General features: G+C 55.6%; 4 protein-coding genes and 2 pseudogenes. All 6 read left to right on the top strand.

What is annotated here, in order from left to right:
* Positions 1-523: pseudogene (locus NGM28_RS27900) on the top strand (type VI secretion system Vgr family protein); the annotation flags it as partial.
* Positions 520-5,223 carry an RHS repeat-associated core domain-containing protein gene (locus tag NGM28_RS27905; protein WP_252092464.1) on the top strand — a complete coding sequence of 1,568 codons (4,704 nt, stop codon included), beginning with the start codon at positions 520-522 and terminating at the stop codon, positions 5,221-5,223. The pseudogene NGM28_RS27900 and the gene NGM28_RS27905, both read left to right, overlap by 4 nt.
* A 5-nt stretch (positions 5,224-5,228) precedes the next feature.
* Positions 5,229-5,855 carry a hypothetical protein gene (locus tag NGM28_RS27910; protein ID WP_240065209.1) on the top strand — a complete coding sequence of 209 codons (627 nt, stop codon included), beginning with the start codon at positions 5,229-5,231 and terminating at the stop codon, positions 5,853-5,855.
* Between the two features lie 331 nt (positions 5,856-6,186).
* Positions 6,187-8,519, top strand: a pseudogene (locus NGM28_RS27915) (RHS repeat-associated core domain-containing protein); the annotation flags it as partial.
* 753 nt (positions 8,520-9,272) lie between these two features.
* On the top strand, positions 9,273-9,656 hold the full coding sequence (locus NGM28_RS27920) for a hypothetical protein (RefSeq protein WP_252092465.1): 384 nt from the start codon (positions 9,273-9,275) through the stop codon (positions 9,654-9,656).
* 968 nt (positions 9,657-10,624) lie between these two features.
* On the top strand, positions 10,625-11,212 hold the full coding sequence (locus tag NGM28_RS27925) for a hypothetical protein (protein WP_252092466.1): 588 nt from the start codon (positions 10,625-10,627) through the stop codon (positions 11,210-11,212).
* Positions 11,213-11,295 lie beyond the last annotated feature (83 nt).

Below are 11,295 nucleotides of genomic sequence, written 5' to 3' on the forward strand. Positions count from 1 at the left end.
TGCCGTGTCCGGCGCCGCGCCCGGGCCGGCCACGGCGGCGTTCGGCCTCGACACGGCCGACACCTGGAGCCTGGGCAGCTTCGTCAAAGGCGCTCCATGGCTGAAGCTGCCCATGACTGAAGAGGGCGCGCCCTCGATGCTCGATTCGATGATCGACACGCTCACGCCTGATGGCAATGGCGCGGCGATGGGCACGATCAAGCAACTGGCCGGCAGTGGCATGGACGCGGCCAAGAGCGGCATGAGCCTGCTCAAGACCGGGCAGAGCGCGCTGCAGGGTGCGCAGCAGGTGCAAGGCGCGCTGAAAGGCGGCGTCGCCGGCCTGCCGCAACTGGCGAGCGCCGCCAGTTCGGCACTGCCTGCCGCCTCCAGCACCCTGGGCGTCGCGGGCAAGGCCGGTGCCGCCGTGCAGGGGGCCATGGCCAGCCTGCCGAAGCTGCCGGCGCCACCCAAACTCCCCGCCTTCAAGGCACCGAACCTGAACACCCCGACTGACCTGATGCCAGGCGAGCTGATTTCATGACCGAACAGACTTCCCAACCCGGTGGCCGCGAAGTCGCCATCGTTCCCCTGAACGAAATCCACATCGAAGACGTCGGCCGTGGTGCTGCAGTATTCGATGCCTGGCTGCGCGACGTCAGCGATGGCTATGTCACCCTCGAGCGCATCAAGAACGTCGCGGGTGCCTTGCCGGTGGTGGGTAACATCATTGCCCTGGTCGACGCCCTGGGCGATATCGTCACCCTCGCTGAAAGTAAAAAGCCCGACCCGTGGGACTGGGTCAGCTTGGGCATCAACCTGATCGGCGTGATACCTATTCCACCGAACATGGCGGCCGCGCGCATGAGCCTGCGGCCGATGCTGTTCATGGTGCGCCAGGAAGGCAAGCAAATCCTGGGTGACGCGCTGATCGAGATTATTGCCGGGCACCTGAACGCCGACATCGTCGGTAGCCTGGATGACTTCGTCAGCCAAGCCGAAGGCAAGCTCAGGAAAACCCTGACGGCGGCGGGTGGCAAGGGCGAGGAAATACTCAACGAGATCTGCAACGGCCTGGATGCCTTGATCGATGCCAACCTCAATAGCGGCAAAGACCTCGGCGAGGCAGGCAAGAAAGCGAGCAAGGCGGCCGACCAGCTGCTGCATGACCCTCTGGCCAGTATCGACAACATCTTCGACGCGGCCTGGAGCGCCTACAAGGCGGCCGGCAAGGGCATGGCCAACATGGCCGCCAGCGCGACGATCAGTGAAGAGGCCAAGGTCTACGGCCACAAGCAAGTCGCCAAATTGCGGGTGCTGGCACCTCAGATCAAAAGCGAGATCCTCAAGCTAGGTTCTGCCAGCAACCCGCACTCGATCGAGGCGCTGCGTCTGATCCTGGCCGGCAGCGTGGCACTGTGGCGCAGGCGCAATCCGCAATTGGTGAACACCAACATCAAGCCAAACTCCACCAGTACCGCGCAGCACCAGGCCACGCAAGGCAAGCTCGAAACCCAGCGCGAGGAAGCGCCGCCAAAGAATGCGGCCAACCGCTGCAAGAACGGCCCTTGCCCGGGCACCACCCGCGACATCAACTTCGCCCTGGGCAGCGAAACCCTGCAGCACGTCGACTTCAGCCTGCCCGGCCCATTCCCGGTCACCTGGGCGCGGACCTACAACTCACGGCTGGCAGAACTCGACGACAGCAGCCTGGGCGCCCGCTGGCTGACCGAGTTCACCACCTGCATCGATGTGGTCGACGATGGCCTGGTGTTCCACGATGTCGATGGCCGCAGCCACCCGTACCCGATGCCCAAACAGGGCAAGCCGCACTATGACCCGATCGAATACCGTGGCCTGGTCCGCACCACAGAGACCCAGATCATCCTCACCCGAGGGCTGGAGCGGCGTGAAACCTACGAGCGTGTCGGTGATCGGTTCTATCTGGTTCATATCGTCCTGCGCAGCGGCGCCGGCGCGATGCTGCACTATGAGCATCATTTCAACGGCCGACCGGTGTTGTCCGATATCAACACCTACGAGGACAACGACCCGACCAAGGTGCACCTGCAACTGGGCACGCTGCTCGATGACCATGGGCATATCCAGGGCCTGTGGCAGGTGGTCGACGGCAAGCCGCTGCGCCAGCTGTGCGCCTATCACTACGACGACCAGGGCGACCTGGTCATCGCCCAGGACGAGCACGGCGCCGCCTGGCGCTACCAGTACCAGCATCACCTGGTGACCCGCTACACCGACCGCACCCAGCGCGGCTTCAACCTCGAATGGGACGGCTCGGGGGCGCATGCCAAAGCCATCCGCGAGTGGGCCGACGACGGCAGCTTCGAAACACGCCTGCAATGGGACAAGCACATCCGCCTGACCACCGTGACCGACGCCCACGGCCAGCAGACAAAGCACTATTACGACATCCTCGGCTACACCTACCGCATCAAGCATCCGGACGGTAACTCCGAATGGCTGTTCCGCGATGATCGCAAGAACATCATCCGCCACGTCCACCCCGACGGCAGCCAGGATCGCTTCGCCTTTGATGAGCGCAGCAACCTGCTCAAGCACATCCGTGCCGACCACAGCGTGGTGCACTACGCCTATGACGACCACGACCAACTGATCAAGATCCGTGATGCCGAGGGCGGGCTGTGGCTGCGTGATTACGACGAGCGCGGCAACCTGGTCGAGACCGTCGACCCGCTGGGCAACAAGACCGAGTTTGCCTATACCCCGGCTGGGTTGGTCAAGGCGATCAAGGATGCTATCGGCAATGAGAAGAAACTTGCCTACAACGACGCCGGGCAGTTGCTTGAGTACACCGACTGCTCCGGCAAGACCAGCCAGTGGACGTACAACGCCTTCGGCCAACTGAGCGAGTTCGCCGATGCGGCGGGCAACAAGACCGCCTATGAATACAAGGCTGGCCAACTGGCCAAGGTCATCCACCCCGACAAGACCGCAGAACACTTCGAGCGTGATGCCGAAGGCCGCCTGTTGGCGCATGTCGATGCGCTCGACCGTTGCACCACCTGGACCTACAACGCGGTTGGCCTGCTGGCCGAGCGCGTCGATGCGGCAGAACATACCCTGCGCTACCGCTGGGACAAGCTCGGCCGCTTGATCGGGTTGGAAAACGAAAACGAGAGCAAGGCCAACTTCCTCTACGACCCGGTCGGCCGGCTGTTGCAAGAAACCGGTTTCGATGGCCTGGTCACCCGCTATCAGTACGACCCGCACACCGGTCGATTGGCGAGCACTCAGGTCGGCCAACGCCGTATCGAACTGCGCCTCGACCGCATGGGCCGGTTGGCTGAGCGTACCGCCCGCCTGGGCGATCAGAGCCAGACCGAAACCTTTGCCTACGACGGCAACGGCCAGCTGATCCAGGCCACCAACGCCGCCAGCAAGCTGCAATGGTTCCGTGACGAAGCGGGCAACCTGACCCGTGAGCACCAGTACTACCTGGCCACCGGCACGCCGATGGTTGCGGTGTGGCAGCACGAATACGATGCGCTCAACCAACGCACTGCAACGATTCGTCCGGACGGCCACAAAGTCAGCTGGCTGACCTACGGCAGTGGCCACCTGCTCGGCATGACCCTCGATCAGCACGAGATGCTGGCCTACGAGCGCGATGACCTGCACCGCGAGGTGGTGCGGCATCAAGGCAATCAGCTGATGCAGAGCCAGGCGTGGGATCCGGTCGGGCGTTTGCAGGAACAGCTGCTGGGCAGCCATGATGGCCAGTCCACGCTGCTCAAGCGTCAGTATCGATACGATGCCGCGAGTCAGCTCACCAATATTCAAGACAGCCGTCGTGGGCAACTGGAGTACCAGTATGATCCCGTCGGTCGCCTGCTCCAGGCCACCAGCCGCCTGGGTGTGGAAACCTTCGCCTTCGACCCAGCCGGTAACCTGCTGGACCAGAAGACCCAGGAGTTGAACCGTCCGCTGGAGGTTGATCCACGTCGCAACAAACTGATGGATAACCTGCTGCGCGAGTACGCCGGGACCCACTACAAGTACGACGAACGTGGCAACCTGATTCACCGCCTGCACAATGGCTCCCACGCCCATTTCACCTGGGACCTGTTCGACCGGCTTGCCAGTTACAACGACGATAAGCTCAAGGTCGACTACAGCTACGACGCTTTGGGCCGGCGCCTGCACAAGCATTCGGTGGCGCATTTCTGGGATCGCCCGGAAGCGGGGACTGGCTGGAACCAGTTGCAACGAGCGAAGCGCCAACGTGAGCTTGGCTGTGGCTTCACCCTGTTTGGTTGGGATGGCGACACCCTGGCCTGGGAGAGCTCACCGCCACGCGACGAAGGCGACACCGGCCGCACCGTGCATTACCTGTACGAACCGGGCAGCTTCGTGCCGGTCGCCCAGGCTCTGCGCAAAAGCCCGATCCGCTTGCACAAGCAACCGGACTGGGGCCAGCGCGAGTACGACTTCGATCAGGATCCGCTGTGGCACACGGACGTCAAGCCACAGGCGTTCGATGCGATTGCCTGGTACCAGTGCGACCATCTCGGCACGCCGATGGAGCTGACCGATGAGCAAGGCAATGTCGCTTGGGCCGGGCAGTACAAGGCTTGGGGTGAAGTCCGTGAGGAGCGCTCGGACTGGGCGAAACAGCACGGACTGGGCAACCCGATACGCTTCCAGGGACAGTATCACGATCACGAGACCGAGCTACATTACAACCGCAATCGCTACTATGATCTGAGAGCTGGTAGGTTCATCAGTAAAGACCCGATAAGGTACAAGGGTGGTCTAAATCTCTTCGTTTATGCCCCTAACCCGATTGGTTGGATAGACGCCAGTGGACTATGTAGTGGCAGACTTAACAGGAAGTTGGGTGGTGTACCGCATGATCACCTTCAGGCACATCACATCATTCCGGAGGAGGTCTGGAAAGCAAATATAGTGTTCTTTGACGATATAGGTATGAAGGGTGAGATGGATAATCGAGAGAATGGCGTTTTAATGCCTGATAGTGTCGATAAGGCAAAGCAGATGAAGCGTATGCTCTATCATTGTGGTAGTCATGACAAGTATAGTAAAGGGGTGCAAAGGGAGATCGATTCTATCGCTTCGGATGTTTATGAGGAAAGGATCTCTGCTGAGCAGGCGCGAGCAAAAATTTCTGCACTTCAGATTCGAAATAGAGCAATGCTAAAGTCGCCGGCCATCCCAGGTGTTTCACCAATCAGACTGAGCTAATACTAATGAAATACTATATGATGTCGTGTAGAAAAGAGCCTGGCTGCCCAGTAGGTTTGTTAGACGTGGTTCTCTTTGATAAGAATTATGATGACTGGGAGAGCGTTGAGTATGGATATTTTCCTTGGTATGCAAATTCGGTAAGGCGGCGGCCGCATGAAAAGCTACCCGAAGGGCTGATAATGGTTGGGCGCTCAAAAAAGTATATTTTTGGAGTGCGCCAGATAACACGTGATTTCTACGCGATGAGTAGTGATTTCTACAAGGCATGCTTAAGCAGTGGAGTTGGTTTTGCTGACATTGAGAAAGTGAATTTTAAAGTGTCAGGTGGGGATGAAATCAATCCTGTGAGCTATTATGTTGGTATGTTTGATAGTTACGATATTGAGAGCGTTGTTTCTTCTGGAGCGAGCTTGAGTTGTGATGAGTTTGGTAAGGTGGTGGCTTTCTCGCAACTGGATTTGAATGATGGGCACTTTGCTCCAGTTTTCAAGATCAAGGGGCTCCGTGCGCAGGTTGATACGCTTTTTTGCAACGAGGATTTTGTAAGGGCGGCGCTCGACAATAATGTTAGAGGGGTTGATTTTTTTGCGCTGGATGAGTTTGGGTCTACTGCCCTTGAGTCTATATAGTGAAGAGGTTTTTTTGACTTCCTATATTGGATTGTGAGTTTTTAGGTCGGCTTAGATTATACAGACGTCAAATGGGTTTGTGACAAGGTGGCATTCGAATGGCAGATTCATCTGTTGCACAAAGGCGCCCCTGTTCAGTTGTTTTGTTCCAGGCACCGGCTGCGCGCGGCCGGTGCCTGCTGATCACCACCGCACCGCGTCTGAACAAAGCCAAGCACTACAAGGGTTTGCCTTAGACCTACCGCCTGCCCACCGCCAGCGATCAACAGGAAAGTCCGGAGGAATTGGCCAAACAGATAAGGGCCCATCACCCCGGAAAATTGGGCACAATTTCCACCCCGACGGCAGCCAGGACCGCTACGTCTACGATGAGCGCAGCAACCTGCTCAAGCATATCCGCGCGGATCACAGCGTGGAGCACTACGCCTACGACGATCAGGACCAGCTGACCAAGATCAGCGACGCCGAAGGTGGGCTATGGCTACGCGACTATGACGAGCGCGGCAATCTGGTCGAGACCGTCGACCCGCTGGGCAACAAGACCGAGTTCGCCTACACCCCGGCCGGGTTGGTCAAGGCGATCAAGGATGCGTTGGGTAACGAGAAGAAGGTTGCCTACAACGATGCCGGGCAACTGCTCGAATACACCGACTGTTCCGGCAAGACCAGTAGCTGGGTGTACAACGCCTTCGGTCAGTTGACCGAGTTCGCCGATGCCGCCGGCAACAAGACCGCCTACGAGTACAAGGCCGGGCAACTGGCCAAGGTCACCCACCCGGACAAGAGCGAGGAGCGTTTCAACTATGACGCCGAAGGTCGCCTGCTGGCCCACGTCGATGCGCTCGACCGCTGCACCACCTGGGCGTACAGCGCCGCGGGCTTGCTCGCTGAACGGGTCGATGCCAACGAACACACCTTGCGTTATCGCTGGGACAAGCTCGGCCGCTTGATCGGGCTGGAAAACGAGAACGAGAGCAAGGCCAACTTCCTCTATGACCCGGTGGGCCGGCTGCTGCAGGAGACCGGCTTCGATGGGCTGGTCACCCGCTATCAATACGACCCGTACAGCGGTCGGTTGGCGAGCACCCAGGTCGGGCAACGTCGTATCGACCTGACCTTCGACCGCATGGGCCGCTTGCGCGAGCGTACGGCACGCCTGGGGGATCAAAGCCAGAGCGAAACCTTCTCCTACGACGGCAATGGTCAGCTGGTTCAGGCGGTCAACGCCGCCAGCAAGCTGCAATGGTTCTTTGACGAAGCGGGCAACCTGACTCGCGAGCATCAGCACTACCTGGCCACCGGCACGCCGATGGTTGCGGTGTGGCAGCACGAATACGATGCGCTCAACCAGCGCACTGCCACCATCCGCCCGGACGGCCACAAGGTCAGCTGGCTGACCTACGGCAGCGGCCACTTGCTCGGCATGACCCTCGACCAGCATGAGATGCTGGCCTATGAGCGCGATGACCTGCACCGTGAAGTCGCGAGGCATCAGGGCAATAAGCTGATACAGACCCAGGCCTGGGACCCGGCCGGGCGCTGCAGGAGCAACTGCTGGGCAGCCATGACGGCCAATCTACCTTGCTCAAGCGCCAGTACCGTTATGACGCCGCCGGCCAGCTGACCAACATCCACGACAGCCGTCGTGGCCCGTTGGAGTACCAGTACGACCCCGTCGGCCGCCTGCTCAAGGCCACCAGCCGCCTGGGCGTGGAAACCTTCGCCTTCGACCCGGCCGGCAACCTGCTCGACCAGAAAACCCAGGAACTGAACCGCCCGCTGGAAGCCGACCCACGGCGCAACAAGCTGATGGACAATCTGCTGCGCGAGTACGCCGGCACTCATTACCGCTACGACGAACGCGGCAACCTGATCCACCGGCTGCATAACGGTACCCACGCGCACTTCACCTGGGACCTGTTCGACCGGCTGGCCAGCTACAACGACGACAAGCTCAAGGTCGACTACAGCTACGACGCCCTGGGTCGGCGCCTGCACAAGCATTCGGTGGTGCACTTCTGGGACCGCCCCGAGGCGGGGACCGGCTGGAACCAGCTGCAACGGGCTAAGCGCCAACGTGAACTCGGCTGTGGCTTCACCCTGTTTGGTTGGGACGGCGACACCCTGGCCTGGGAAAGCTCACCGCCGCGTGATGAAGGCGACACCGGGCGCACCGTGCATTACCTGTACGAGCCAAACAGTTTTGTGCCGGTGGCCCAGGCTCTGCGCAAGAGTCCGATCCGTTTGCACAAGCAACCGGATTGGAGCCAGCGCGAATACGACTTCGATCAGGATCCGCTGTGGCATACCGAGGTGAAACCGCAGCCGTTCGAGGCGATTGCCTGGTACCAGTGTGACCATCTCGGTACGCCGATGGAGCTGACCGACGAGCACGGTCACATCGTCTGGACGGGGCAGTACAAGGCTTGGGGTGAAGTCCGTGAAGAGCTCTCGGACCGGGCCAAGCAGTACGGTCTGAGCAATCCGATTCGCTTCCAGGGCCAATACCACGATCATGAAACCGGGCTGCACTACAATCGGCATCGGTACTATGATCCGAAGATGGGACGGTTTGTAAGCCAGGACCCGGTAAGCTTCGTAGGGGGGCTGAACCTTTATTCTTACGCAAACAATCCGATATATTGGATTGATCCATATGGCCTGACGGCTGAGGAAATATGTGAATTAACTCACGAGTGGCGAACGGAGCTCGCGCCTCGCGATGGAACTGGAACTCCGAATAGTGTTTATACTCAGCTTAGCGGTAATGGGCAGTTTGCAGTTCAAAATACTATTTACAACAGTGATGGACTTGCGGTAGGTCAAGTGGACTTTAAACGTCATGGTGCAGCGGTTCCAGGTCATGGTCACATACTTAATCCGCCTGGGAATATAGAGAGCGGCCATGGTGCTAATGCAGTGCATTTGCCGCCAGACCAAGTTCCAAAAGGGTGGAGCGTAATTCCACCGGGCACGCAACCATCGCAAAAGTAATGGGATAGGTATGATTTCAAGTGACGTGCAGAAGATTTTTGATGAGTACGATGGTTTTGACGACGGGGTGTTGAAGGCGTTCGAGTATGTTTTTTCGGATGATGATACCTGCTCTGTAAAACTTGAGTTATATGCGCAAAATTATAACTTAGAAGGTAATGTCTGGCGGAGGGTGGATGTATGGGTTCGAGGTGTGAGCGAAGTACGTTCGACAGTGATTCCGATTGTTATTAATTCGAAGGTTAAAGTTTTAGACCTTGAGGGGAGGGTGTGTTTGGAGGTGAGTGGGGATTTTGGCCTCGATCCGATGTCTATTGAGATAGTTCGGAGGTACAGTGTTTGCTATGCAATTGGACGGTCGGTTGAGGTTGTGGAGCATGTATAGGTGGTCTGAAGTGGTGTGGGAAGGGCTGGGGGTCTAATATGTTGTTTAAAGATGTTGTGAGTTTTTTTGATGGGTGCCACGGTTTTCAAGGAGGATGTGTAAGATATTTTAGATATGACTTTCAAAGTTTTGGTAAGTTGAATATTACAATTGGGTTGGAAGGTCAATTTTTAAACGGTGTGGCTAAAAGGTGTAGTATTGAATTGAAGATCTTCGATGTTGTGGAGGTTCGATCAGATTTTGCGGGCGGGCGCGGTAATGATATCTCTGAAAAGGTCATGTTTTCACCGTCGGGAGTAGGAGGCTACTGCATAGCGTTTGGTTGTGATTTTTTGGATATTCCTGTGACGCTGGATGCTATTAGACGGCGTAGCGATTGTTATGTTATTGGCAAGGCTGTCGAGGTGTTGGAGGTTAAATAGGTGATTTGCGGAGGGAAAGGGAATGGATTCGAATGGCACTCAATTAACATGCTTCGAGTAAAAAGTAGTAAAAGGGGCGGATTTATTTTCGCTACAAAAAAAGAGAGAAAATAAATCCGTCTCCTTTTTACTTTTGTCCCCTTTTTACTTTCTGGCGGGACAGTGGTGAGGGTTGATGTAGATGGCTAGTTTTTCAGTTGAAAAATTGGTTGCCTCTATAGAAAAAGGTAAGGTAAGAGGCTATGACGAAGTAAGGGAGATAGATGGGGAGCGCTATTTTTTTCAATGTGCGATTAAAAAGGAAGGCGAAAAGTACATTGCGTACTTTTTTGCGTTCTTGAAAGTAAAATGGATGTGTTTGAGGATTATGCAACGGAAGAGCTTAGTGAGTTTTCAAGTGTGGAGGAGGCTTTTGACTATTCCAGGTTAAAAAATGTTGGTGTGGGGAGGTTTTCTAGTATGAAAGGGGTTTTGCCTTTTTGACTGGAGGGAAAAGGGGGCGGATTTATTTTTACTGGCCTAAAGAAAATAATTATCCCCCATTGCTTGCTATTTCGCGTATCGCCGCGTGTTTGAGTGGTTAGTCATACTTGATATTTCATATTTATCTGATGCTCAGGGTAGAAAGCCTTCCTTCATTATTCATGATAGAGAATTCAAATTGTTTGAGTCTGCCTTCTGGGCGCTTAAACAGAAGACGGGAGTATATATAGATCCGTATGGTAAAACGCGAGTTTACCCCGGTCATCAAAAGATATTGGTGGCTTTTTTGAGAGGTGTTAGCGACGAGAAAGTTGTTAGTTTTGTGAGCTTTCTAGGTGCGTCATTTGAGGAGGATGAGGTGTTAATAGCTTATGGTGACTAGAAAGCCAGCGAGTAAAAGGGGGTAGATTTATTTTTCTATTTTTAAGTGGGGAAAATAAATCTGTCCCCTTATCTAAAGAAAAAGATAATCGTGGGGATGAGTGATGGGAAAACCATCGAAATTGACAAATAGCTTTTCTTTGTGCGATATAAATTTTAGCGGCTTTAGTACTTCGTCTAATTGGGTTGGGTGCTTTGAAAGAAACAAGGCTTTCTCATATTTATTGATAGATGAAGCGGTGTCGTTGTTTGAGGGTTTTTTCAAGTCGGATAATAAGGGGGTTGTGGTTCTCACAGCGCTTTCGTTTGATGATGACCGGGAGGATGATGAGGAGACTATCAAGGGATATCAATGTGTTTATGATGAGATGAAGTCTAAGCGACTGCTTTCGCCAATGACTGATGCTTTTGAAAGCTATCGATATGGGGAATCCCCTTTGATCGCAAACTCTCTCAGCTTCAGTCTTTCCAGTGCTGATTTTATAGGTCTTTCGAAACTGCTGATGTGTCATGCAGGGGTAATAGGTCAGGTGTGTTTTTATATTGATCCGTCATTGAATATTGCAATTTATCCTCATGATGATACTGGTTTTGGGTGTGTTGCGCTTAATTCTGATGAGGGTGCTTGTAGAGACTTTCTAAATTATTGCTCCGGTAGTGGTAATTTTACTGTTGTTATGAACGATGCTTAAGGGTTGGTGATAATGGATTGTCGAGATTGGCTGCCCGCTCAAAGTTAATGTCTGAGAGGTTGGCTTGAGTGCTCCAACACTAT

Origin of the sequence: Pseudomonas sp. MWU13-3659 (assembly GCF_023757525.1) — a bacterium.
In the GTDB taxonomy this organism is placed as follows: Bacteria; Pseudomonadota; Gammaproteobacteria; order Pseudomonadales; family Pseudomonadaceae; genus Aquipseudomonas; species Aquipseudomonas entomophila_E.